20 protein-coding genes are annotated in these 25,508 nt (G+C 60.8%); 9 read left to right on the forward strand and 11 right to left on the reverse strand.

The window, feature by feature from the left end; translation table 11 throughout:
* Positions 1–32 precede the first annotated feature (32 nt).
* The 4 genes from Q4481_RS00835 to Q4481_RS00850 form a co-directional block, all read right to left on the reverse strand.
* The gene (locus tag Q4481_RS00835; RefSeq protein WP_304374313.1) at positions 33–1,199 is read right to left on the reverse strand and encodes a pyridoxal phosphate-dependent aminotransferase; all 1,167 of its coding nucleotides are present in this window, start codon (positions 1,197–1,199) and stop codon (positions 33–35) included.
* Positions 1,200–1,287: 88 nt separating this feature from the next.
* Positions 1,288–2,007 (reverse strand): NAD-dependent deacylase, encoded by a 720-nt coding sequence (locus tag Q4481_RS00840; protein WP_304374314.1) that lies wholly within the window; start codon positions 2,005–2,007, stop codon positions 1,288–1,290.
* A 72-nt stretch (positions 2,008–2,079) separates the two neighbouring features.
* The gene (locus tag Q4481_RS00845) at positions 2,080–4,122 is read right to left on the reverse strand and encodes an NADH:flavin oxidoreductase (RefSeq protein WP_304374316.1); all 2,043 of its coding nucleotides are present in this window, start codon (positions 4,120–4,122) and stop codon (positions 2,080–2,082) included.
* Positions 4,123–4,284: 162 nt separating this feature from the next.
* Positions 4,285–5,835: a trimethylamine methyltransferase family protein gene (locus tag Q4481_RS00850; RefSeq protein WP_304374317.1), complete on the reverse strand. Its 1,551-nt coding sequence runs from the start codon at positions 5,833–5,835 to the stop codon at positions 4,285–4,287.
* A gap of 90 nt (positions 5,836–5,925) precedes the next feature.
* Between Q4481_RS00850 and Q4481_RS00855 the strand changes: the two genes are divergently transcribed.
* Both Q4481_RS00855 and Q4481_RS00860 read left to right on the forward strand, forming a co-directional pair.
* Entirely contained in the window at positions 5,926–6,831 is a 906-nt protein-coding gene (locus tag Q4481_RS00855) for a LysR substrate-binding domain-containing protein (protein ID WP_304374319.1), read from the forward strand.
* A 94-nt stretch (positions 6,832–6,925) separates the two neighbouring features.
* On the forward strand, positions 6,926–7,189 hold the full coding sequence (locus tag Q4481_RS00860; protein WP_304374321.1) for a porin: 264 nt from the start codon (positions 6,926–6,928) through the stop codon (positions 7,187–7,189).
* A gap of 9 nt (positions 7,190–7,198) precedes the next feature.
* Here Q4481_RS00860 and Q4481_RS00865 read toward each other — a convergent pair whose 3' ends face one another.
* The 3 genes from Q4481_RS00865 to Q4481_RS00875 all read right to left on the reverse strand — a co-directional run bounded on the left by Q4481_RS00865 (position 7,199) and on the right by Q4481_RS00875 (position 12,355).
* Positions 7,199–8,560, reverse strand: a complete 1,362-nt coding sequence (locus Q4481_RS00865; RefSeq protein ID WP_304374322.1) for a putative bifunctional diguanylate cyclase/phosphodiesterase — start codon at positions 8,558–8,560, stop codon at positions 7,199–7,201.
* A 129-nt stretch (positions 8,561–8,689) separates the two neighbouring features.
* Positions 8,690–10,369 carry a response regulator gene (locus Q4481_RS00870; RefSeq protein ID WP_304374323.1) on the reverse strand — a complete coding sequence of 560 codons (1,680 nt, stop codon included), beginning with the start codon at positions 10,367–10,369 and terminating at the stop codon, positions 8,690–8,692.
* Between the two features lie 222 nt (positions 10,370–10,591).
* Positions 10,592–12,355: a monovalent cation:proton antiporter-2 (CPA2) family protein gene (locus Q4481_RS00875; RefSeq protein WP_304374324.1), complete on the reverse strand. Its 1,764-nt coding sequence runs from the start codon at positions 12,353–12,355 to the stop codon at positions 10,592–10,594.
* A gap of 96 nt (positions 12,356–12,451) precedes the next feature.
* Here Q4481_RS00875 and Q4481_RS00880 point away from each other — a divergent pair, with 96 nt between their 5' ends.
* The 6 genes from Q4481_RS00880 to lpxK all read left to right on the forward strand — a co-directional run bounded on the left by Q4481_RS00880 (position 12,452) and on the right by lpxK (position 18,175).
* On the forward strand, positions 12,452–13,798 hold the full coding sequence (locus tag Q4481_RS00880) for a TldD/PmbA family protein (protein ID WP_304374325.1): 1,347 nt from the start codon (positions 12,452–12,454) through the stop codon (positions 13,796–13,798).
* Between the two features lie 18 nt (positions 13,799–13,816).
* On the forward strand, positions 13,817–14,614 hold the full coding sequence (locus Q4481_RS00885) for a 3'(2'),5'-bisphosphate nucleotidase CysQ (protein WP_304374326.1): 798 nt from the start codon (positions 13,817–13,819) through the stop codon (positions 14,612–14,614).
* A 98-nt stretch (positions 14,615–14,712) separates the two neighbouring features.
* The gene (locus tag Q4481_RS00890; RefSeq protein ID WP_304374328.1) at positions 14,713–14,949 is read left to right on the forward strand and encodes a DUF4170 domain-containing protein; all 237 of its coding nucleotides are present in this window, start codon (positions 14,713–14,715) and stop codon (positions 14,947–14,949) included.
* A gap of 28 nt (positions 14,950–14,977) precedes the next feature.
* Positions 14,978–16,309: a lipid IV(A) 3-deoxy-D-manno-octulosonic acid transferase gene (waaA, locus tag Q4481_RS00895; protein WP_304374329.1), complete on the forward strand. Its 1,332-nt coding sequence runs from the start codon at positions 14,978–14,980 to the stop codon at positions 16,307–16,309.
* Positions 16,310–16,313: 4 nt separating this feature from the next.
* On the forward strand, positions 16,314–17,027 hold the full coding sequence (locus tag Q4481_RS00900; RefSeq protein ID WP_304374330.1) for an HAD family hydrolase: 714 nt from the start codon (positions 16,314–16,316) through the stop codon (positions 17,025–17,027).
* A gap of 122 nt (positions 17,028–17,149) precedes the next feature.
* Positions 17,150–18,175 (forward strand): tetraacyldisaccharide 4'-kinase, encoded by a 1,026-nt coding sequence (lpxK, locus tag Q4481_RS00905; RefSeq protein WP_304374332.1) that lies wholly within the window; start codon positions 17,150–17,152, stop codon positions 18,173–18,175.
* On the opposite strand, the gene Q4481_RS00910 is transcribed toward lpxK, so the two are convergent.
* The 3 genes from Q4481_RS00910 to Q4481_RS00920 all read right to left on the reverse strand — a co-directional run bounded on the left by Q4481_RS00910 (position 18,176) and on the right by Q4481_RS00920 (position 23,860).
* The gene (locus tag Q4481_RS00910; protein ID WP_304374751.1) at positions 18,176–18,397 is read right to left on the reverse strand and encodes a DUF2093 domain-containing protein; all 222 of its coding nucleotides are present in this window, start codon (positions 18,395–18,397) and stop codon (positions 18,176–18,178) included.
* A gap of 92 nt (positions 18,398–18,489) precedes the next feature.
* Complete coding sequence (mutL, locus tag Q4481_RS00915) at positions 18,490–20,301, reverse strand: DNA mismatch repair endonuclease MutL (protein WP_304374333.1); 1,812 nt, start codon at positions 20,299–20,301, stop codon at positions 18,490–18,492.
* 55 nt (positions 20,302–20,356) lie between these two features.
* Positions 20,357–23,860, reverse strand: coding sequence for a PAS domain-containing hybrid sensor histidine kinase/response regulator (locus tag Q4481_RS00920; protein ID WP_304374334.1), 3,504 nt, complete (start codon positions 23,858–23,860; stop codon positions 20,357–20,359).
* A 197-nt stretch (positions 23,861–24,057) separates the two neighbouring features.
* Here Q4481_RS00920 and mscL point away from each other — a divergent pair, with 197 nt between their 5' ends.
* Entirely contained in the window at positions 24,058–24,471 is a 414-nt protein-coding gene (gene mscL, locus Q4481_RS00925; RefSeq protein WP_304374336.1) for a large conductance mechanosensitive channel protein MscL, read from the forward strand.
* Between the two features lie 52 nt (positions 24,472–24,523).
* Here the strand turns inward: mscL and Q4481_RS00930 are convergent, their stop codons facing one another.
* Complete coding sequence (locus Q4481_RS00930; protein ID WP_304374337.1) at positions 24,524–25,390, reverse strand: patatin-like phospholipase family protein; 867 nt, start codon at positions 25,388–25,390, stop codon at positions 24,524–24,526.
* Positions 25,391–25,508: the final 118 nt, after the last annotated feature.

Below are 25,508 nucleotides of genomic sequence, written 5' to 3' on the forward strand. Positions count from 1 at the left end.
ACCGTGAAGCTTTCGGCGGGCTGGATGAAAGGTCAGATTTTGCGGATAAATGTCGCCAGACGATCCGCGGCCTCCGCCACTTTCGCCGGATCGCGCAGGAAGCAGGCGCGCAGGAAGGGCAATCCACCCGGACCGAAGGCCGTTCCCGGTGCAAGTCCGACACCGGCCTCATCGACGATCCGGAAGGCAATGTCGCGCGAATTGTCGATTCCGTCGATCTTCAGGAAGGCATAGAGCGCCCCATCGGGTTTCAGCGTCTCGACCCGGTTGGTGGAAATCAGTGCATCGCAGAGAATGTCGCGCGATGTTTTTGCCTTATCGAAATTGGCCCGGACCAGATCATCTCCCCGGTCGAGCGCGGCGATCGCGCCCTGCTGGATGAATTGGGCAACGCCGGACGTGGCATATTGCACCAGATTTTCGAACACCTGCCCAAGCGCCGGCGGTGCAACGATCCAGCCGATCCGCCAGCCGGTCATCGACCAGTTCTTGGAAAAGGAATTGACGAACAGGATCCGGTCATCTGCGCTCATCACATCAAGGAAGGAGGGCGCCCGTCCGCCTTCGTAATGATAGAGCGCATAGATCTCGTCGGCTATGATCCAGACCCCGTGTTTTCTGGCGATCGCGAGGATCTCGGCCAGGTCTTCGCGCGTTGCGGTCCAGCCGGTGGGGTTCGACGGCGTGTTGATGAAGAGGGCACGGGTGCGGGGCGTAATTGCGGCCCGGATACGGTCAGGGTCGAGGCTCCAGCGGCCATGGCCGAATTCCAGTTCGACGGCGACCGCACGGCCACCGGAAATCTCGAGCGCGGCAGCAAAGTTCGGCCAGGCGGGCGAAAGATAGATCGCCTCGTCGCCGGCCGGGACCACCGCCTCGATTGCGAGCTTGATCGCCTGCATGCCTGAACCAACCACATAGAAATGCTCGCTCGGCAGGCGAACGCCAAAATGGCGGGCGTAATAATCCGAGAGCGCGCGCCGCAGATCGGGAATGCCGCGCTGCCAGGTATAGAAGGTCTCGCCCGCATTGAGCGAGGCGATGGCTGCATCCTTGACGAAATCCGGCGTCGATATGTCGCCTTCGCCGACCCAGAGCGGAATGAGACCGTCGCGGTTGCGCGCATAGTTCACCAGTTCCACGATACCGCTTTCGGGTGCATTGCGGGCCTGAGGGCTGAGCGTATCGAGAAATGTCATGTGGGTCTCCGGTCCGATTTGCACTCTTGATAGCGCGGTTCGGTTGCAAAATCCCATGAGTTTATTTGAAGCTCACGTCAATCGCCGTTCATTGTTGGTCGGCGAGAAGGCGGTCCACAAAGGCAGGCAGGGTGTCGGTCGCCGGCCCCGTGATGCATTCATGAAAGAGGCTGCCACGGCCGGAGGCTTCCAGATTGATTTCGATCGTGCGGGCGCCGGCGCGACGGGCCATTTCGGCGAAACCTGCCGCCGGATAGACAGTCCCCGAGGTGCCGATCGAAAGGAAAAGAGCAGCCTTGTCCAGAGCGGTTTCGATCCGGTCCATATGGTAGGGAATTTCTCCGAACCACACGATATCAGGCCTGAGGGTTCCGGTGCCGCCGCAAGCCGGACAGGTCGCCGCAGCATCGATATCCTCGCGCCAGCCGTGGCGGCTCTCGCATTTCAGGCACAGAACGGAGTTGAGTTCGCCATGCATGTGCAAGAGCTTCTTTGAACCTGCCCGCTCATGCAGGTCATCGACATTCTGTGTCACCAGCAGAAAGTCGCCGGGCCAGGCCAGCTCGAGACGCGCGAGCGCATGATGGGCGTCGTTCGGCTCGACAGCCAGCGCCTCGCGACGGCGGAAATTGTAGAAATCCTGAACCTTGGCGGGATTGCGGGCGAACCCTTCCGGCGTCGCCACCTCGCGATAATCGACCTGCGCCCAGATGCCGCCCCGGTCGCGAAAGGTCGCAAGCCCCGATGCGGCCGAAATGCCGGCGCCGGTGAGAATGACGATCGATGGTGCATCGGACAATTGCGGCATCAGTGGATCCCTTTGATCTGTTTGATCATCAGGTTGTCTGCTTCGGCAACCGACCGTCAAGCCGGTTCACCCTCAGAACAGGCTGAAGAGCCGCAAAGCGTCATAGATCGAGGCGTGGATGTTGCGGCTGGAAACAGCATCGCCGATCCGCACGAGCTCGAACCGACCATCGGGATTGCGCGCTTCGAGCGGAAACCGGCGGGCGATGAGGGATTTGTAGCTCACCGCACCGAGATTGCGCGAAAGCGGCTTCAAAGCCCGATAGAGTTCGTCATTGGGTTGGGTCGCATGCTCGACAATAACCTGCGCGACGCGCCGTTCGAACCGCGCCTGCCGATCGTAATCCGAACCGAGCGTCGCCACGAGCCCATTGCCGTCGCGCCGCACCGAAAGAAGCCGCGTGTTGATGGTGACGCGAACCGTCGACCGGGCGAAGGCACGCGCATAGGGCACATGGTTCATGCCGCCGATCTCCGGCGCGAAGAACCGTTCCGGCGAGACCAGTTCGAGCTCAATGCCGGCACGGGCAATCACTTCCGCCGCACTCATGCCCGCATGGCTGCCATTGTCATCGAACAGCAGCACCGGGCCTTCCGGCTTTACGGTTCCGGCCAGAATATCCCAGCTTGATGTAACCAGATGGTCGCCTTCGCTAAGCGGCGGATTTTGCGGTATGCCGCCGGTCGCCACCACCACGAGATCGGGAGTGCGCGAGAGAACCTCATCCGCATCGGCATAACAGTCATAGGTGATGCCGACCCCCAGTCGATCGAGCTCGGCCAACCGCCAGTCGATGATGCCGATCATTTCCTTGCGGCGCGGATTGCGCACCATCAGGTTGATCTGGCCGCCAGCCTCGCCGGTCGCTTCCAGAACCTCGACGCGGTGACCTCGTTCGGCCAGCACACGGGCCGCCTCCAGCCCGGCCGGGCCGGCGCCGATGACGACAGCGGAAAGCGCGCCCCGATCGGACTTCGTGATCGTATGCGGCACCAGCGCCTCGCGACCGGTCGCCGCATTGTGAATACAGAGCGCTTCGCCACCTTCGTAGATGCGGTCGAGACAGTAGGTTGCGCCGACGCAGGGGCGGATCTCCGCTTCGCGACCGGCGCGGATTTTACTCACGATATGGGGATCGGCAATGTGCGCGCGCGTCATGCCCACCATATCGAGCTTGCCTTCGGCGATTGCATGGCGGGCGGTTGCCACATCGGCAATACGGGCAGCGTGGAACACCGGGAACTTCGTCGCCGCACGCACCTCGCCTGCGAAATCGAGATGCGGTGAGGCAGCCATTCCCTGGATCGGGATCACCTCGTCAAGGTCGGCATCGTGGTCGATATGGCCCTTGATGATGTTGAGGAAATCGATCTTGCCGGATTTGGCGAACCGGCGGGCAATCTCCACCCCTTCCGCGCGCGACAGGCCGATATCCCAATCCTCGTCAGCCACCATGCGGATGCCGACGATGAAATCCGGACCGACACGGTTGCGCACGGCGTCGATCACCATGTTGGAAAAACGCAGCCGGTTGTCGAGGCTGCCGCCGAATTCGTCCTCGCGCCTGTTGGTGGCGGGCGACCAGAACTGGTCCATCAGATGGCCGTAGGCTTCGAACTCGATCCCGTCCATACCGCCGGCCTGCATGCGTTCGGCCGCATCGGCATAGTCGGCGACGATGCGCTCGATATCCCAGTCCTCGATTTCTTTCGGGAAAGCGCGATGGGCAGGCTCGCGCACCGGCGAGGGGGCCAGAACCGGCAGCCAGTCACCCTTGTTCCAGCCCGTGCGGCGACCGAGATGGGTCAGCTGGATCATCACCTTGCAATCATGCTCATGCAGATCGTCCGTCATCCGCTTGAGCCAGGGCACGATCTCGTCCTTGTGGGCATAGAGATTGCCGAAAGCAGGCGGGGAATCGCGGCTGACACTCGCCGAACCGGCCGTCATGGTCATGGCAATGCCGCCCTTGGCCTTCTCGAGATGATAGAGCCGGTAGCGGTCCTTCGGCATGCCATCTTCTGAATAGGCAGGCTCATGTGCGGTCGACATGATCCGGTTCTTGAGCGTGAGGTGGCGCAACTGATAGGGCTGAAGAAGAGGATCGTTTGTCATTGTCTTGCTCTCGGTATCATTGTTCACCCCTCACCAACTTCGGCTATGGGTTCGCAACTGCTCACCCAGCCTTCGTATCCTCTCCCCTTGCGGGAGAGGATAGCAAGTCCACATGAGACGAAGTCGAATGCTGGACGGGCTCGGTGAGGGGTATCTCTTGGCTCAATGCCAGGCGTCGTCCATCGATTTTTTCTTGCGGTCGATGAAATCGCGAAGTTCTTCATCGATCGCCTCATCGAGGGGCGGTGCCTCATAGCTCGCGAGCGTCTGCTTCCACTGACGGTTGGCACGGATGGCCATATCGGTCGATCCGCCTTCCTGCGACCATTTCTCGAACGGCTCGTTGTCCGAAAGCGTCGTATCCCAGAAGGCTGTCTGATAGTTGCGCAGCGTGTGCTGCGAGCCGAGGAAATGGCTGCCAGGTCCGACCTCTTCGAAAGCATCGTAGGCGAGCGCATTGTCATCCACATCCACGCCCTTGAGATAGGCATGCAGCGCGCCGCAGAAATCGGCATCCATGACGAACTTCTCGTAGGACATGGACAGGAGCCCATCGAGGAAGCCGGCCGAATGGAGAATGAAGTTGGCGCCGCAATGGATGGCCGACATCATCGACATCACGCCTTCCTGCATGGCCTGGGCATCGGGCAATTTGGAGTTGGTGAAATTGCCGGCGCAGCGCAGCGGCAGTTTGAGCCGTCGTGCCAACTGCCCGATCACCATCGAACCGATAGCCGGCTCTGGGGTGCCGAATGTCGGCGAACCGGAGCGAAGCGACATCGATGACAGGAAATTGCCGAAGATCACCGGCGCGCCCTTGCGTTCGAGCTGGGTCAGCGCACAGCCCGCCAGCGTTTCGGCATAGGATTGGGCGATGGCGCCTGCATTGGTCACCGGTCCCATGGCGCCACCGAGAATGAAGGGCACGATGACGGCGGCCTGGTTGGCGCGGGCATAGGCCCGCAGCGCCTTGGTCATGGTGCCATCCCAGACCAGCGGCGAGTTGACGTTGACGTTGCCGAGGATGACGCAATTCTGGTCGGCAAAATCGCGACCGAACAGAATGCGGGCCATGTCGATGGAATCTTCGGCGCGGCTTTCGGCTGTCACCGAGCCCATGAAGGCGCGGTCGGAATATTTGATATGGCTATAGACCATATCGAGATGGCGCTTGTTGACCGGCAGATCGACAGGCTCGCAGATCGTGCCGCCGGAATGGTGCAGCCACGGGCTCGAATAAGCGAGTTTGATGAAATTCTGGAAGTCCTCGATCGTGCCGTAACGCCGGCCGCGATCAAGATCCATCACGAAGGGCGAACCATAGGCAGGCGAGAAGACCACGGAACCGCCGCCGATCTCGACCGACCGGGCCGGGTTGCGGGCGTGCTGGGTAAACCGCGCCGGTGCCGAGGAGACGATTTCGCGCAACATCCCCTTCTCGAAAGTCACCTTGAGCCCATCAACCTTGGCGCCGGCCTTTTTCCACAGCGCGATCGCGTCGTCGTCATCACGGAACTCGATGCCGATTTCGGCCAGAATGCGGTCGGCGGTAGCCTCGATCTTCTCAAGGCTTTCCTCCGACAGAATGTCGTAGGGCGGGATCTGGCGGTTGATATAGGGCACACCGACCGGCCGGGCACCGGGCGTCCGGCGCTTTGGCCGTTCGCGTTTTGCAGTCGTCGTCGGCTCGGTCGGTTCGGCGGTCGTCGTCATGGCCTGTCTCCTCAATGTGGTTGAGAGACTAAAGACCCAAATGCATTTTGTAGACTTCCTATTTTTCGCGGCTATATATAAATTCTCCTTATGCAAAGCTATCGAAAGCTCCTTCCGTCGGCTTCGGCCCTGTTCGTCTTCGAGGCAGCCGGCCGACATGAGAATTTCACCCGTGCCGCCGCCGAACTCGGCATGACGCAGGCCGCCGTGTCCTATGCCGTTCGCACCCTCGAAGCCCAGCTCGGGGTGCCGCTCTTCAATCGCAGCCATCGGGCGGTGGAACTGACCGAAGCCGGCGCCCGCTTTCATGCCGATGTCTCGGCCGGGCTGGCGCGAATCCAGAAATCGGCGGAAGCGATGCGGGTGAAGGGGCGCGAAACCAATGTGACGCTTTCGGCCTCGACCGCCTTTGCCTCCATGTGGATGCTGCCGCGCATCCCGAAACTGCGCGAGGACCTGCCGGATATCGATCTCCGTATCCAGACCTCGGTTCGCGATCTCGATCTCGAGGAGGAAGGAATTCCGCTCGGAATTCGCGGCGGCGATCCGTCCGGCTGGCCGGAGTATCATGCGGCACTCCTGGCAAAGGAAGTCGTCACCGCCGTCGCCAGCCCTGCCTTCATCGATCAGAACGGACTGCCGCAGTCACCTTCGGAGCTGGCCCGCTTGCGCCTGATTCATCTTGATGAGCCGGTGCGTGAGGCCTGTGACTGGAAGGAGTGGTTCCAGAGTGCCGGCGTTTCCTATCAGCCGCATTCGCGGCCATTGGCAATCAATGACTATGTGCTGGTCATCCAGGCGGCCCTTGCAGGGCAGGGGGTTGCGCTTGGCTGGCAGCATCTTCTCGAAAGCCAGTTGAGCTCAGGGGCTTTGTTGCCTGTCACGAGCCACACCTATCATACGGGCGGCGCCTTCTATGTTGTCTGGCCACGTTCGCGCGAATTGAGCATGCCTGCCCAGCGGGTGCGGGATTGGCTTCTGGCCCAGGGCGGATAAAAGCGCAGGTCCGCGCCCGGCCATCAATTTGCCAGGATCGACGTCGAGTGTATGGTGATTGTGTTTCGGCCCATTGTCCCGGAAGGCGAATGCCATGTCTCGAACCCGTCTGCTCCCGCTTTGCCTGATCGCGCTTGGTTTTGCCGCGCCGTTGCGCGCGGAAAACGCAGTCGTTCCGGATGCCTATGACCAGGCGCCGGCGGTGAATGTTTGCGAGACCTATGGAACCGGCTTCACGCAGGTTCCGGGAACCAGTTCCTGTGTGCGGGTCGGCGGCGAGCTGCGTTATGAGAAATCTATCGGTGCCAATCGACCGGCAAAGGGCAGTAGCCTCGAGTTCGAATTCCGCAGCAACTGACGGAAAGACCTACAGCATGCTGCCGATGTTGGTTGCATCGACGAGCAGATATTTCTCCTCGATGTACCGCAGAGCCGCTTCGGCATCGGCGGGCTTGCCGTAGAAATAGCCCTGTCCCATGCCGCAGCCGAGTGACTTCAATTTCAAGGCTTCGGCGAAATCCTCGATACCCTCGGCCACCACTTCGAGTTCCAGCCCCTGGCACATGGTGATGATCGCCTTGACGATATGTTCCGAGGCGCTGTCCGAGGTGATGCGGCAGACGAAGGCGCGGTCGATCTTGACCTTGTCGAAGGTGAAGTCGCGCAGGCGGCCAAGGCTGGACTGGCCGGTGCCGAAATCATCAAGCGCGATCTTGACGCCGACCGCGCGCAATTCGGAAACGATCTTCTGCGCGGTTTCCGGATCGGTCATCATCGCCGTTTCCGTGATCTCGAGCTCGAGCCGGTTGAGATCGAGCCCGGTCCGGTTGATGATCGCGAGAATGTTGAAGGCCGTCGATGGATCCATCAGTTGCGCGGACGACAGATTGAACGACAGGAACAGCTCCTTCGGCCAGGAGAGGGCGGCCTCGGCGGCCTTGCGCAAAAGAGCTTCGGAAAGCGCGTCGATGAAGCCACGCTCTTCGGCCAACGGCACGAAGACCGCGGGTGAGACAAAGCCGAGGTCCTTGTCGATCCAGCGCGCAAGCGCCTCGAACCCGACGACCGTATCGGTCTTCAGATCCACGATCGGCTGAAAATGAACATCGACCTCGTCGGCGATGATGGCATTGCGCAGGGCCTGCTCCAACTGCGTGGCGCGCTTCATCTGTTCGGCGATTTCGTTGGAATAGACGGTGATCTGACCGCGCCCGCGTCGCTTGGATCGATAAAGCGCCGTCTCGGCACTCTTGATCAGTTCCTCGAATGTCGCTCCGGCAAACGGGTGGATGGCAAAGCCGAACGAGGCCGACAGCCTCACATTCCGGTCACCGAGATCGTAAGGCGCCGAAAGCACCTCTTTCAGCATCTGCCCGATCTTTTCGGCCGAACGGCGTTCGAAAACCAGCGGCAACAGGAAAGCGAATTCATCGCCATCATAACGGATGACCGTCGCGCCGTCCGGGATGCAGGCTTTCAGGCGATGGGCGACCTGGCAGAGGATCTGGTCGCCGCTCGATGGTCCGAAAAGATCGTTGATAGGCTTGAAGCCATCGAGATTTGCAATGCCGATTGTAAAAGGCGCAGGATCGCTGGCGCGTTCGCTGATCAGGTGATTGAGCTTCTCGCGCAGTCGATAACGGTTTCCGAGTCCAGTCAGAGGATCGGTATAGGCCATTGCCTGCAAGTCGGTCTGGCTTGCTGGCAAAATGTCACCGTCATCTATCATTCATTCGCATCCTGGGCATCATGTCATTGTCGGTCCAAAGGTCGTCCTCAAAGATTAATAGAAGCCTTTCCTCTCACCCTTATTTTTCAGCCAAACCGTTGGTGCTTTTGATAGTCGGGCTGACTTGCATCAGGCTGCCGTCCTTTTTGACGAGGTTGCAACAACGTTGAGGACTAGTTGCCTGAAGGCCCGATCAAGCGCTTCTGGATCGAGAGGTTTGGTAAGTATGGCGCTGGCGCCGGCATCGTTGCAGGCCTTGCGCTCGTCTTCGGAATCATGCGGGATCATGGCGACGATCGGTGCTTCCCTCGCGTTCGCCGTGTCGCGCAGTTTGTTGATCGTCTCGCCGAGCGTCGCATCCGGCAGGGTCAGATCCACGAGGAGGAGCGAAAACTGCTGTGTCCGGCTTGCCAACAATCCTTCTTCAGCGGATGCCGCAAGCACAATCGACAAACCAAGGCTTTCGGCAATCTGCTCGAGCGCCATCCGGTTGATCGTATTGTCCTCGATCGCAAGAATATCGACAGGCACCATTTCCCTGACGACGCTTGGCCGTCCCGGGGGCGGGGCGAGGTCTTTCGCAGGCGCCGGTATCGTTTCGTCCGAAGCGTCCAAGGCCTTTGAAATCATGGTTACGAGATTTTCATCCGTATCGGAGAGTGCGATGGTTCTGACACCCGAGGCCGCAGCAACTTTGGCACTATCGCTGTCTTCCGCAAAGTGAAGGATGAGGTCGATCTGGATTCCGGCAGCCTGGGCGGCGGGAAGGAAGGCAGCCAATTCCCGGGCGTTTTCAAGAACACAGGCTTCCGCTCCAAGCCGTTTTGCGATCACTGGCAATTCGGGTGCAGCCTCTGTGTTCCCGATGACCATTAGGATGTTCTTCGCTTTTTGTCTCGGGTCCGCAACTGTTTGACCTGCCTTATCACCTGCGGCGTCGAAGGATCCGGTTTCCGGACGTTTCCGCAAATTCGCCTCATCCCCACGCGTTGGCGCCACGCTAAATGCACGATCGGAAGGCGTTTCCGTTGGCGAGAAGGTCAGGGAAATGTAGTGCTTGCCGGGTTTGCCGATGCGTCTGCCGATGCGAAGCATCTCGGTCTTGTCGCCATTCGGGCGTTCGATCTCGACCTTGTCAGTATGGTCGCCACCGGCCGAAAGCAGTTGCCAGTCGCTTTTTTCGATCACGCCTGCGGTTTCGGCATCCAGGAAATCCCATACATTGCGGCCGAGTACAACGTCGGGCGTGGTCTCGTGAAGGCGGCAGAATTCCTGGTTCACCGCAACGAAGGAAAGATTGCGGTCTTTCACAGCGACTGCGACAGGCAGGGTGTCGAGGATCTCCTCCGTGATGCGAACGCGTTCGCTTTCGGCGCGCCAGAGATGTTCCTTCTTCTTGTGTTCGGAAATATCCTGAAGCACGGTGAAACCGATACCGGAAGAGAATCGACGGCTGACGAAATGCAGCCAGCGATCGGCGCCGTAGCGTTCGATCGAGTCCGATCTTTCTTTCCACGAAGTGGCAATGCGTTCGCCGATCCAGTCGTTTCGGTTCGGCGGTGTCTCCAGCTTCCCGTAGTTATTGCCGATCCGGCAACCCGCATCATAGAGCGCGCCATAGAGATCGCGGGCCCGCTTGCCGGGCTCGATTGCGTTTTCGCGCAAGGGAAAAAATTGCAGCAGGCGCGCGCTTGCGAAGACGATATTGTCCAGTCGATCGGTGACAAGGATCGCCGCACCGAGGGCTTCGCAGAAGACCTCGAGCATATTGTACTGCAGGATGGCGTCGAACGACGCTGCATCACTCATTGCAGGTGATCCTGTGTCAGGGGGCGTGGAGCATGCTGGCATCCGTCTTGAAGCGGGAACGGCAGGCTATAGTGGGGCTATCCAGCGCATTCCCCTGCCTGCGGTGCTGAATGGACCGAACCGGCCCGCTTTCATTTCAAGCTCGCTAATAGATCGCAGATGATTGTTAATTCAGGCTTAATCGGCGGTTATGTCGCGTTCGGAAATGCAACGAGCATTTGCTCATTCGGCGGCATTTCGCTCAGGCTTGACCAGCGGTTCCGGTACTGGTTTGGTCAGGATCATTTCGCGGCCGGCCGTAATTCCCTGCACCGCCTGGATGGCCAGCCGCTCTTCGTCGCGACGACGGACATCGTCCGTGATTTCCTGGGCGAGGCTGTCCGGTACACCGAGCGCTTCAAGCGTTTTGCGACCAAACGTCAATCCGGATTCGAGGGTTTCGCGAATTTCATACTCGATGCCCTTGGCCCGGAGCGCCAGCGTGTGGCCGCGATCATAGGCGCGCGCGAAAATCCGCGCATCCGGGTATTCCGCCTGGACGAGATCGACGATCTGGTCCGTGATTTCCTGCTTGTTGGTACAGATGGCGACGATCTTGGCCTTCTCGATGCCGGCGGCCACCAGAACGTCCTTGCGGGTTCCGTCGCCAAAATAGATGCGGAAGCCGAACCGCGAAGCCTGGCGAATACGCTCCGCCGAATGGTCGAGTGTTGTCACCGTCCGTCCGCCGGCAAGCAGGATTTGCGCGACGATCTGCCCGAAACGCGAAAAGCCGATCATCAGAACGTCGGCATCGGCGCCTTCGAAATCCTCCTCGAGGATTTCCCGCTTTTCCGGGCGGATGAGAAGTGCAGGCACCGCAGAATAGAGCGGCGTCAGCGCCATCGTCAACGTGACGACGGCGATCAGGGTAGACGCGACTTCGCCGGAAAACACCCTGTCCCCGGCCGCCGCTGTAAATAGCACGAAGGCGAATTCACCGCCCTGCGCCAGCAGGAAGCCGGTCTTGAGCGCATGGTTGTGGCTTGAACCGGCAATCCGGCAGAGGCCGTAGATGATGGCGGATTTCACCACCATGATCACCGGCACCGCAACGAGCAGGATCTTCCAGTTTGCAAGAACGATCGACAGATTGAGGGAGAGGCCGATCGCCATGAAGAACAGGCCGAGCAGGATGCCGCGGAACGGTTCGATATCGGCTTCGAGTTCGTGCCGGAACGAGGATTCCGCCAGCATCAGGCCGGCGAGAAAGGCGCCCATCGCCATCGAAAGGCCTGCGAGTTCCATTACGCTCGCCGCACAAAGAACCACAAACAGAGCCGCTGCAATCATCGCTTCGCGCGCACCGGTGCGGCCGATTACATAGAAAAGCGGATTGAGAAGATACCGACCCGTCAGAACAAGGCCGAGGATAGCGCCGATGGCCACCAGGATACCGACAAGATCGAACCCGTGATTGTCATTGCCGGGCGCGATGAAGGCCGTCAGGGCGAGAAGCGGAACGATTGCCAGATCCTGGAACAGCAGAACGGCAAAGGCTCTCTGGCCATAAGGCGTGTTGAGCCCGCCGCGATCTTCCAGAATCTGCAGGGCAAAGGCGGTCGACGAGAGCGCGATGCCGAAACCGGCGACCACGGCACCCTGCCATGCGACGAGGCCGGAGAGCCAGCCGATCAGGGTGAGCACAAAGCCGGTCAACAGAACCTGTGCCGTACCCAGGCCAAATATATCCCGCCGCATCTGCCAGAGGCGGGCCGGCTTGAGTTCGAGCCCGATGATGAAGAGAAGCAGGACGACGCCCAGTTCAGCAACCGAAAGAACCTCTTCCCCCTCTGCGATCAGGCCAAGCACCGGTCCAATGACGACGCCCGCCGCGAGATAGCCAAGCACGGTGCCGAGGCCGAGTTTCTTGAACAGCGGCGCCGTTACCACGGCACCTCCGAGCAGAAGGATGGCCTCGTTGAACAAAGTGTGCGATTGCGACATGAAAGCGGTTCCGGGCGGGATAATCCCGCCCTCAGTATTGTAACCCTTGATGATTTTGCAAGCGCACAATAAATGGGAACAAAAGAAAGGTCTTTTATGTCCGAACCCATCGATTCCCGTCCGCTGCTGTCGCGCGCTTCCGAACTTGTCGATCTCGCGCTGAAGGCTGGTGCAACCGAAGCCGATGCGGTCGCGGTCCGGTCGCGATCCCGGTCGGTTTCTGTCCGACAGGGGCAGGTTGAAGGTGTTGACTCCTCCGAAGGCGATGATTTCTCGCTACGTGTCTTCGTGGGCCGCAAGGTGGCAAGCGTGTCGGCCAATCCGGGCTTCGACCTCGCCGAACTTGCTGCACGTGCGGTCGCGATGGCAAAAGCTTCGCCGGAAGATCCCTTCGCCTGTCTAGCAGACAAGGCGGATCTTTCCAGAGAGCACGCAGATCTTGATCTTTTCGATCCCACCGAAGTCAGTTCGGCTGAACTGACCGCCGCCGCCAAGGAAGCCGAAGAGGGCGCGCTTTCCATTTCGGGCGTCACGCGCTCGGCGGGCGCAGGGGCCTCCGCCTCGATGGGTGGCCTCGTTCTCGTGACCTCGACCGGTTTTTCCGGCGCCTATATGGCGACCCGTTTCGGTCGAGGCGTGAGCGCGATTGCCGGTGAGGGAACCGGCATGGAGCGGGATCACGAAGGCTGCTCCCGTCTGCACTATGCCGATCTCGATCCGGCGCTGGAGATTGGTCGCAAGGCAGGGGAACGGGCGGTGCGGCGGCTTAATCCGCGCAAGGTGCCAACCGCGACCGGTGTGACCGTCATCTACGATCCGCGCGTCGCCCGCAGTCTCGTCGGCCATATCGCTGGTGCGATCAATGGTGCGGCCATTGCGCGCAAGACCTCCTTCCTCAAGGATATGATGGGCAAGCAGGTGCTCGCCTCCGGGCTCACAATCAGCGACGATCCGCAGATCGTCCGTGGTTCGTCATCGCGTCCGTTCGATGGCGAAGGTGTCCGCGGTGAGCGGCTGCTGATGATCGAGGACGGCATCCTGAAAAACTGGTTCCTTGCCACATCGCAGGCCCGCGAACTCGGCCTGCATACCAACGGACGTGGCGTCCGGGGTGGCAACTCTGTTTCGCCCTCATCGACCAATCTGGCGCTTGAGCCGGGTGAGATGTCGCCGGAAGACATGATCCGCTCGGTCAAAGATGGTTTCTATGTCACCGAACTGATCGGTCATGGTGCCAACATCGTGACCGGGGAATATTCGCGCGGGGCATCCGGGTACTGGATCGAGAATGGCGAACTGGCCTATCCTGTTTCGGAAATCACGCTGGCCTCGAACATGCGGGACATGTTCATGGCGATGACCCCGGCCAATGATATCGACCGCAACTTCGGTGTTGCAGCGCCGACGATCCTGATCGAGAACATGACCGTTGCGGGCAAGTAGAAACGGAACTCTATGCTGATGACATCGCCCAGAGGCGAGCATGCGATCGACAAAGAGGATCTCGACCTTCTGGTCACGGCGGCCCGGGAGGCCGGCCGCGAGGCGCTGCGTTATTTCCGCAACGATGTGAAGATCTGGTGGAAGAACGAGGGCACGTCGCCGGTGACGGCGGCCGACCATGCCGCCAACGATATTCTGCGGGATCGATTGATGGCGGCCCGGCCCGACTATGGCTGGCTGTCGGAGGAAAGCGAGGATGCGCCCGAGCGCCTGTCCCGCAGCCGCGTCTTCATCATCGATCCGATCGATGGAACCCGCGCCTTCATGAATGGCAAGGAGACCTGGGTCGTCAGTGCAGCGGTCACCGATGACGGCTTGCCTGTCGCGGGTGTGCTCTATGCGCCGGCCCTCGACGAATGTTATGTCGCAACCGCGGATGGCCGGGTGGAGAAGAATGGCGTTCCTCTGCCGGTTCGTCCATCGTCGGGTGCGATCCGACGCATCAGCGGCGCCGAGGATCTGTTGCGCAGATTTGCCGCCGCCCTGCCTGCCGAGGTCGAGCGGGTCAAGAATGCGCCTTCGCTCGCCTATCGGCTGGCAATGATTGCGGATGGTCGGCTCGATGCCACCTTGGTCAAGGCCAATGCGCATGATTGGGATCTTGCTGCAGCCCATCTCATCCTGGCCAATACCGGTGGGCGGCTTGCAGACCTGCGGGGTGAGGATCCCGTCTATAACCGGCCGTTGCCACGCCATGACATTCTTGTGGCTGCAGCCGATGATCAAGCGCTGAAGGCTTTGCTTTCCGCGATCTGACAGGGTAACGATGTCGCCTCATAGGCATCCGGTGCCCGGAACCGAAAAACATTAACGGCTGCTCGCATCATGGGCGGCCAATGTTCAGGGGAAGAATGATGACCGATAGTCCGAAACAACTGCTGCATCTCGTATTCGGCGGCGAACTGAAATCGCTGGATTCCACCGAATTCAACAATCTCGACGCGCTCGATATCGTCGGTATCTTCCCCGACTATGCGAGTGCGCACATGGCCTGGAAGGCCAAGGCCCAGCAGACGGTCGATAACGCCCATATGCGCTATTACATCGTCCATATGCACAAGCTGCTCGACCCGACCGGTGACAAGCATTGATCCCTCAAGCGGCAGGGATATCTGACCGATGATGGGCTTGAGGGCGCGTCTGGCCCTGGCCACCTATCGCTGGCTGGGCGTTGCTGCCTATCCTGTGATTACGGCTGCGCTTGCAGTGCGCTCGGCGCGCGGCAAGGAAGAACGGTCGCGACGGTCGGAACGTTACGGCTATGCCAGTGCGCCGCGGCCGGAAGGGCCGCTGGTCTGGGTTCATGCGGCCAGCGTCGGCGAGACCAATGCGATGGTGCCGTTGATCCGCGAGATCGGCAGGAGCGGCATTACGGTCTTGCTGACCACCGGAACGGTCACTTCGGCCCGCTTCGCCCAGTCGCGCATGGGACCCTCCGTCATCCATCAATATGTGCCGCTCGATCTCAAGCCGGCGCTTGATCGCTTTCTCGACTACTGGCAGCCGGATCTCGCGCTCTTTGCGGAATCGGAAATCTGGCCGATGACCATCATGGCGCTCAGCGAGCGCCATATTCCGCAGATCCTCGTCAATGCCCGCATGTCGGATCGCTCCTATCGGCGCTGGTCGCGGTTCAGCAGCATGTCCTCGGCGCTCTTCGAAAACCTGGCGCTCGTCATCGCCCAGTCGGAACTGGATTCGACCCGCTACCAGGAACTCGGCGCACTTCCGGTGCTCGTTTCCGGCAACCTGAAGGCGGAGAGCGGTCTGCCGGAAGCCGATGCGGCTGTTCTTGAACGGCTTCGCAACCAGATCGGCGACCGTCCGACCTGGGCAGCGATCTCGACCTTCGATGGTGAGGAAATCGCTGCCGCCAACGTTCACAAGCTCTTGTCGTCGCGGCTCGATCTCGTGACCATTATCGTGCCGCGACATCCCGAGCGCGCCGACGAGATCGAAGAGGCACTGAACAATGCCGGTATGGTCGTGGCGCGCCGCAGCCGCGGCGATTCCATCATGCCAGATACGACCGTTTATCTCGGCGATACGATCGGCGAAATGAGCCTCTATCTGCAACTGACCGAGATTGCCTTCGTCGGCCGGTCATTGACGGCGTCCGGCGGACAGAACCCGCTCGAACCGGCGATGATGGGTTGCGCCATTCTGTCCGGCGGCCATGTCGGAAACTTCAGGGACAGCTACCAGATGCTGGCACGCAACGGCTCGGCGCGCATGGTGCGCGACACCGAAATGCTGGCCAAGGGCGTCTATTATCTTTTGACCAACGAGCCGGCGCGCCATGCAATGATCGATGCCGGACTGCAGACGGTTCACCAGATGCGCGGCGCCCTGTCCAAGACCATGCGCGGGCTCGATCCCTATATCAACCCTCTGACGATGAAGGCGCGGCTGATGCCGAGAAATCCATCGCAGGAAAATTCGGGTAAATGATCCGATGACAAAGATTGCCGCTGTCCTGTTCGACAAGGATGGAACGCTCCTCGATTTCGATCGCAGCTGGGAGCCGGTCAATCGCCGGGCGGCGCTTTATGCCGCCAACGGCGATCAGGCGCTGGCGAACCGTCTCATGCAGGCCTGCGGCATGGATCCCGAAAGCGGCCGCGTCGTGCCCGACAGTCTGTTTGCAGCCTCCTCGACCGGCGAGATCGCCCGGGCGATGATCGACCATGGTGCGCCTTTCGCGCTTGCAGATCTTACCACCGCACTCGATCGTTTCTTCTTTGAAGGTGCCGCCGATGCGGTGCCTCTGACCGATCTGGTCACACTCTTCACCCGGTTGAAGGCGCGCGGTTTGAAGCTCGGCATTGCCTCGTCCGACAACGAGGCATCGATCCGGCTGATGGCGGAAAGCAAGGGCATTCTCGGGCTGCTCGATTATATCGCTGGTTACGACAGCGGTCATGGCGTCAAGCCGGGCCCGGGCATGATCCATGGTTTTGCCGAAGCAACCGGCGTGCCGGCCGGGCAGGTTCTGATGGTGGGTGACAATACCCACGACCTGCACATGGCGCGCAATGCGGCTGCGGGTCTCGCCGTCGGCGTGCTGAGTGGAACCGGCACACGCGAACATCTCGAGCCGATCGCCGACCATGTGATCGACGGCGTCGATGATCTTGTCACGCTTCTCGACGAGCTTGAGGCCGCCTGAGCCGGCTTTCGGCAGGAAGCGCCTTGCATTATCAATGATTTTCGCGTTTTGATCGCGCTCATGCGGAGCCGCAGCCCGAGCAGGGACCAGGCGCGGCGAGGGGAACGCGACCGGACAGGGACATGGTATCAGAAGCACCACCATTCTGGTGGAAGGACAGGGATTGGCGAGCCTGGCTGCTCGCGCCGATCGCAAAGCTTTACGGCTTCGTCGCAGGGCGACGGCTGAAGCGTGCCCGTCGCCTGCCGATGCCCGTTCCGGTCATCTGCGTCGGAAATTTCACGGTTGGTGGCGCAGGCAAGACCCCGACGGTGATTGCGCTCGCCCGCGCTGCCGCTGCCAAAGGCCTGAAGGTGGGCGTGCTCAGCCGCGGCTATGGCGGCACCATGGACCGGACCACCGTGATCGATCCACACCATCACCGGGCGCGCGATGTCGGCGATGAGCCGTTGCTGATCGCCCGCGAAGCGCTGGTCGTCATCTCCCGCCGCCGGGTCGAAGGTGCACGCCGTCTGATCGAGGAAGGTGTCGACCTCATCCTGCTCGATGACGGTTTCCAGAGTGCGGCCCTTCTGTTCGACTATGCCTTAATGGTGGTGGATACGCGGCGCGGGATCGGCAACGGTTTCATCATTCCGGCTGGTCCGGTCAGGGCGCCGACGCAATTGCAACTTTCCTTCGCGACGGCACTTTTGAAGGTCGGCAATGGAGTGGCTGCCGATCCCTTCATTCGCAGTGCCGCCCGTTCGGGTAAACCGGTCTTCGAGGCAGCAATCCGTCCTGTCGAGCCGAACCGGATCGCTTCGCAGAAAGTGCTCGCCTTTGCCGGTATCGCCGATCCGGGCAAATTCTACGAGACCGTCCGCGGGCTTGGCGCCGAGATCGTCGAGACCCGCTCGTTTGGTGATCACTACTATCTGAGCGCCGACGAGATGGAGGAGATCCTGGCGGTGGCGGAAGCGAAAGGGCTCACGATCGTCACCACGGCCAAGGATGCGGCCCGGCTGCAGGGCGAGGGTGGCATTGCCGAGCGGTTATTGGAGAAGCTGGTGGTCGTCGACGTCGAAATGGCGTTCGATTCCCCGTCCGTACCCGGCCAGATCATAGACCAGGCCATCGCATCGTTCCGGAAGCGTCGCACCGGCTGATCAGACTGGCAGCGTTCCGGCGCGCTTTTCCGCCTCAAGGGAGGCCGCCGCATCGGCATAGGGCTCCTGACGGTCGACGCTCCAGTATTTGAGCTCGTCGAGCGGGATCTGTTTGCCGGTGATGGCACAGATCACAAAGCCGCCGGGCAGCAGAATGTGGAAGTCGCCATCAAGATAGCGAATCTTCGCCTCGCGGCTGCCACTGCCTTCAAACCGGTTCATCATCGCTCAGCCCTGCCTGGTCCCAGACCGTTCCTATCATCGACACTTGGTATAAGCGGTATAAAGCCGCCAGTGGCGAATTGCCAGCGCTTTCAGCTGCGGCCGAAGAGGCGTTCGATGTCCGAAAGCTTGAGCGTGATGTAGGTGGGGCGGCCGTGATTGCACTGTCCGGAGCCCGGTGTGGACTCCATCTGCCGCAACAGCGCATCCATTTCCTCGATGCGCAGGCGCCGTCCCGAACGGACGGACCCATGGCAGGCCATTGTGGCGGCGACATGTTCCAGCCGCTGGTGCAGGCCGTGGGATGTGTCCCATTCGCCGATTTCGTCGGCAAGGTCGCGGATCAGGGACTGGCAATCGATCTTGCCCAGCATCGATGGCGTTTCGCGGACGAGGATTGCCCCGGGACCGAACCGCTCGTAATGCAGCCCCAGCTGCTTCAGGCTTTCTGCATGTTCCATCAGCCGGTCGCACGCCTCTTCCGGCAGATCGACGATATCCGGGATCAGCATCGCCTGCGAGGGCAGCGCCCGGTTGCTGATCGCCTTGCGCATTTCCTCGAACACCAGGCGTTCATGCGCGGCATGCTGGTCGACGATGACGATGCCATCGCCGGTCTGCGCGACGATGTAATTCTCATGCAGCTGCGCGCGGGCCGCTCCCAGCAGGTGGTTGGTGGCGATAGGTGCCTCTGCCGCAGGCAGATCTGCGGATGGTGCCGGCTCATGCATCCGCGCCGAAGGTCTGTCGACGGTGCTGAAACTGGCCTGCCTTGGCTCGGAAACTTCAAGCCGGCTGGGACTGAAAGCGAAGGGGCGCGAGGGCGAGGTGGCCGCCGACCAGGGCCGGAACGGGCCGCCGGAATTGTCAGGACGGAAGGCGGCACCCATGGCGCGTGCTGCGGTGGTGGAGGAGCGATCGCCATCGCGGGCGAGCGCTTCGCGGATGGCGCCGACGATCAGCCCGCGCACAAGACCGGGATCGCGAAACCGGACATCCGATTTCGCGGGATGCACATTCACATCGACTAGCGCCGGATCGAGCGCGAGATCGAGAACCGCGACCGGAAAGCGTCCCGAAGGAACGGTTTCGGCATAGGCGCCGCGCAGGGCAGAGGCGATCAGCTTGTCGGCCACCGGGCGCCCATTGACGAAGGCGAACTGGTGGGCAGCATTGCCGCGGTTGAAGACCGGAAGGCCGGCAAAGCCCGTGAGGCGAACGCCCTCGCGCTCGGCATCGATTTCGATTGCATTCTCCTCGAAATCCTTGCCGATGACCTGAGCGATGCGGGCGAGCCGGTCAGCACCCGTCGCCGAAAATTCGATTGTTGAGCGATCCGATCCCGAGAGCGTGAAACGGATATGCGGAAAGGCAATCGCCATGCGGCGAACCACTTCGGTGATGGCGCCGGCTTCGGCACGCTCGCTCTTGAGGAACTTGAGCCGCGCCGGCGTGGCGAAGAACAGGTCCCGTACTTCCACAATGGTGCCGGGATTGGCGCCGCTCGGACGCACTGGCGTCACCTTGCCGCCCGTGACCGTGATTTCGGCACCGCTATCCGCATTCCGCGGCCGGCTGGTGATCGACAGCCGTGCCACCGATCCGATCGATGGCAGGGCCTCGCCGCGAAAACCCAGGGTGCGGATATTGTCGAGACCCTCGTCGAGTTTGGAGGTGCAATGGCGTTGCACGGCGAGTTCGAGATCGGAAGGCTGCATGCCCGATCCATTGTCGGTGACGCGCAGAAGCGCCTTGCCACCGCCGGCGGTGGCAATCTCGATGCGGCTGGCGCCGGCATCGATCGCGTTTTCGATCAATTCCTTGGCCGCGCTGGCGGGGCGTTCGATCACCTCGCCGGCGGCAATCTGGTTGACCAGCGTTTCGGGAAGGAGCCTGATTGTCATGGATTCATTTTCGCGGATTCGCAGCCGGAAGGGAAGGGCAATCGACGCTTGGCAACTACTCCGCAGCGAGTTGCGCGAGGCTGGCAAGCCGTGTCAGCACTGCCCTTAGAGCCGCCGGCTTCACTGGCTTGTTGAGTAGCACGATATTGTCGCGCTCGGCGGCGGCCCGCACCTCCGGTGAACGGTCGGCGGTCACGAGGATCGCCGGCAGATCGCCGAAAACCTGGCGAAGGCCGGCGATGGCTTCGATCCCGGTCCCGTCATCGAGATGATAGTCGGCAATGATGACCTGTGGCATCTGGCGCCCTTCGATGACGGTGCCGGTTGCCATAAGACTGTCGGCGGTGCCAACCTGGCAGCCCCAGCCTTCGAGCAGCAGCCGCATGCCGTCGAGAATGGCAGCTTCATTGTCGATGCAGAGAACCTGTACGCCATCGAGTTTCTGCAGGATAGGCTGCGGGCTCGGGGTCTTTTCCGTCACTTGCGGCACAGAGGCACTGAGATCGAGCGGCACCCGCACCCGGAACACCGTGCCCTTTCCGAGAACGCTTTGCAGTTCCACCGGATGATTGAGCACCTTGGCAATGCGATCGACGATCGACAGGCCGAGGCCAAGACCTGATGCGGTGCGGGCCCCTTCATCGAGACGGGCAAATTCCTTGAACACGGTGCGGAATTTCGATGTCGGAATGCCGATGCCCGTATCATGCACCTGAATCCATGCCTCGTTGCCGCGCCGCCGGACACCCACGAGCACGCGGCCGCTCAACGTATATTTGATGGCATTCGAAACGAGGTTCTGCACCAGACGCCGGAGGAGGGTAGGGTCGGTCCTCACCTTGAGCGTCGAAGGCAGCACCACCAGTTCCAGGTTTCGGGTATGGGCAAGCGGCTGGTAATCGGTTTCAATGCGTCGCAGGAAATCATCAAGCACCAGCGTCGAGAAGCGCGGTTTCATCGCCCCCGTATCGAGCCGTGAAATGTCCAGCACGGCGCCAAGAATGGTTTCGACGGATTCCAGCGCGGAATCGATGTTGAGAACGAGATCGGAATTGGCCGAATGGCCGAGCCGTTCCACCAGCGACGACGCATAGAGGCGCGCGGCATTGAGCGGCTGCAGGATGTCGTGGCCGGCGGCGGCGAAAAAGCGCGTCTTGCCGATATTGGCTTCTTCGGCGGAGGCGCGCGCTTCCGCCAGTTCGGTATTGACGCGAACGAGTTCGCGCGTTCGTTCACTGACACGTTGCTCGAGCGTCTCGTTGCTTTCCTCGAGCGCCCGGCTGGCGCGCACGCGTTCGGTAATATCGGTCAGCGTCGTAACGAAGCCCTGGTCGGGCATCGGGTTCGAGCGCAGTTCGATGATGCGTTCGCCGCCATCCATATGCAGCAGAAACGGGGTGTCGAGCGCGAGGATCTTCTCCATCACCACCTTCTGTTCGCTTTCCGGGAAACCGGTGCGGCTGGAGACGATCTCGATGATGGATTTAAGCGGAAAGCCCACCTGTCCGGCCTGCTCAGGCAGGTCGAGCAGGGTGCGAAAGCGACGGTTCCAGATCGCGAGCCGGTTTTCGCTGTCGAAAACGGCAATACCCTGGTCCATCTGCGAAAGCGCGGTCTGCAGAACGCCCTGGTTATACTGCAGCGCCTCGCTGGCCTGATCGAGCAGCATCGCGGTTTCGGTCGGATGTGCATCGAGCCGGCGCATGGTCAGCGACAGAACAAGGCGCGCCGAGGACGAGCCGATTGCCGAACCGAGCAGCTGTTCGGCGAAATTCAGAAGTTCTGCGCTCGCATAGCGCCGGTCATCGAGCTTGTGGCCGGAGGAATATTCGAACGAGGTGAAGGAACGTTCCATCCGTTCATCGCCGAGGTAGCGACCGATCGCCTTCTTCAGATCGCCGACCGTCAGGTTGGTCCGCCAGCCGCGCACAAGGGGGCGGCTGCTCCTGATCTGCGGCAGGAAGGCGGCCAGTTGCTGGCGTTCGACGAGCTTCAGATTGCGCGACAGCGAGCCGAGAATATAGGCAAGCGTGTTGAACAACAGACTGATCGAGACGGCCACGATGAAGGGGTCGGATTCCGGGCCGGCGAACAGATAGCCGAACGGCAGAATGCTCGTCAGAACCGTCGCGACATCGCTTGAGGCATTGACCCAGCCGAGACTGGGTATGAACAGCAGCCACAGCCAGAGGCCAAACCCGGTCACGAGCCCGGCAATTGCCCCGCGCGCATTGGCACGACGCCAGAACAGGCCGCCGAGCATGGCGGGCGCCATCTGCGAGACGGCAGCAAAGGCGATGAGACCGATCGAGGCCAGGCCATTCGACGAGCCGGCGGCGCGATAATAGACATAGCCCAGCATGAGCACGACGAAGATGGCGCCGCGCCGCACCATCAGCACCAGTGCGCCAAGATCCTCGTTGCCATTGCGCGCGCCGACCAGATTGCGCCGAAGCAGGAACGGCATCACGATATCGTTGGAAATCATGATCGCCAGCGCAACGGAGGCCACGATCACCATCGCGGTGGCAGCCGAAAAACCGCCGATGAAGGCAATCAGCGTAATGATCGGCATGTCTGCCATCAGCGGCAGCGTCAGCACATAGAGATCGGCATCGCCACCGCCATTGAACTGGATGACACCGCCGATGGCGACCGGAATGACGAAGATGTTGATGGCAATCAGGTAGAGCGGAAAGAACAGGCTGGCGAGGCGCAATTCGCCCGGCGTGCGGTTTTCGACCACCGTGACATGGAACTGGCGCGGCAGCATGATCACCGCGAAGGCCGAAAGAAGGATCAGGGTTATCCAGCGCGCAATCGGCGTGTGATGCTCGAGCGCTGCAGTCGCCTGGATATGGTCGGCTGCCTTGCTGATGAGATCGGACGGCCCGTCGAAAATGAAAAAGACGACGGTGATGCCAAGCGTCAGGAACGCAATCAGCTTGACCAGCGATTCCGTTGCGATTGCAAGGATCAGCCCGTCCTGATGTTCGGTCGCATCGGCATGACGGGTTCCGAAGACAACCGCAAAGAAGGCAAGCGACAGCGACACCAGCAGCGGCAGGTCGATGAACTGGTGGGAATCGAGTCCGATCGTGTAGCCCGATGTATCGACAAGTGCCGCGACCGATGTCGACACGGCCTTGAGCTGGAGCGCGATATAGGGCACCGCGCCTGCGAGCGCGATGATCGCGACAGTGAAGGCGACGATCGGATTCTTGCCGTACCGGGCTGCGATGAAATCGGCGATCGATGTCAGCTTTTCGGCCTTGGCAATGTCGATGATCCGGCGGATCAGCGGCAGGCCGAGCGTGAACATCAGGATCGGGCCGATATAGATGGCGGTGAACTCGAAGCCGCGTTCGGCAGCCAGACCGACGCCGCCGAAATAGGTCCAGGACGTACAATAGATCGCAAGGCTGAGGGCATAGACCACCGGCCGGCTGCGGGCGGCCGCGGGGCCTGTCTTGGCGCGCCGGTCGCCAATGCTGGCCACGGCAAACAGCATTGCCAGGTAGGCAATCGCCGCACCGAATACCAGCCATCCTGAAAGCATGCGCTCCCCCGTCCGCATCTGCCTACGTGCGCTGCTCAAGCGCACCGGCATCCTGGATCTTATCGACCCGACCTGTGGAAAGCCAAGAATTTGTTACATCGTCCCGCAGTTTTCGCCCGGATCCCCTGTTTTCAATTTATTAATTCTAGAAGTTACTGCTAATATCTGGCCGGGGGCAATCCAGACAGGAGTAAGGGATGCTAAACGAATTCAAGGCCTTCATTGCACGGGGCAATGTGCTTGATCTCGCTGTCGCCGTGATTATCGGCGCGGCTTTCGGAAAGATCGTATCGTCTTTGACCGATGATCTCATCATGCCGATCATCGGCGCCATCATCGGCGGCTTCGATTTTTCGAACTATTTCATTCCGCTTTCCAGCAAGGTCACGGCCACCTCGCTTGCAGCGGCGCGTGAACAGGGGGCGGTTTTCGCTTACGGCAACTTCATCACCGTGATCATCAACTTCCTGATCATCGCCTGGTGCATTTTCATGCTTTTGAAGCTGGTTAGCCGTTTCATGCCGAAGAAGGACGCCGAACCTGCGCCGGCACCGGGACCGTCCGATGAAGTCAAGCTTCTGATGGAAATCCGCGATCTTCTAAAGAAGTGATTTTCAGGAGCGGGCGGCAGACTTGCGGCCCGCTTCTCCCTATCGGAGGCGGTCAGCCTTCGGCCGGCAGCGCGCGAAAAGTAATCTCGGCATCGATGGCGCGCTTGAGCTCATCCTTCACGGCTTCGGAAGTTTTCAGCACCTCCTCGGCCCTGAGGAAATCGAGCACCTTGAAGCGGCCAACATCGGGTCGAAGAAAAATGTCGGGCCGGTGCGCCTCAAGCTTCATTGAAATGATCGAATGCATCATCAGTTGCGAGGCCCCGAAAAGGCTGTCCACCCGGTTCGGCATCTGCTGATCCTCACCCACCGGCGCGCCCACGACATCGACCCCGATGACGATATCCGCCAGACCGGACAGATATTCGAACGGAACCGGGTTATAGATGCCGCCATCGATCAGGATGCGACCCTCATGTTTGACCGGCATGAAGACGGCCGGAATGGAAGCGGAGGCTGCTAAGGCCGGAAAAAGCTCTCCCTCTTCGATCAGGATACCCGCCTGGCCATAATAGTCTGTCGCCGTCACCTTCAGCGGGATCGAGAGATCCGCGAAAGTTTCCGGCAATGCCGGGGGCATGAAGGCCTTGAGGATCCGTTCGAGGTTGAACTGGCCGAACCGGAAACCGCCGGTGACCATTTCTCGGACGGAATTGGGTCTGAGCGACCAGATTCGGTTCATCACTTCGCGTGGATTTCCCACGGTTTTCAGCGTGAATTCGCGGATGTCCTTTCCGCTCATCCCGGCAGCAACGCCGGCGCCGATAATGGCGCCGATGGAGGAACCGGCAATGGCAACCGGTTTCAGACCCAGCTCATCGAGCGCTTCGACGATATGGATATGCGCGAGCCCTCTGGCCCCGCCGCCGCCGAGCGCGAGGGCAATCGTCGGTGTCGAGGCGTTGGGTTCGGCATCCATGCCAGGCTCCTAGGGTCAAGACTCAATCAGGTTTCGGGCGTGGCGCGAGACGGATTTTGGTTCTGAACAGGAGAAAAGCCTGCCGTGGAGCCCAACTCCACAAAGGGTTTTCGACGCA

Origin of the sequence: Fluviirhizobium alvei (assembly GCF_030551875.1) — a bacterium.
Taxonomy (GTDB): domain Bacteria; phylum Pseudomonadota; class Alphaproteobacteria; order Rhizobiales; family Rhizobiaceae; genus Rhizobium_E; species Rhizobium_E alvei.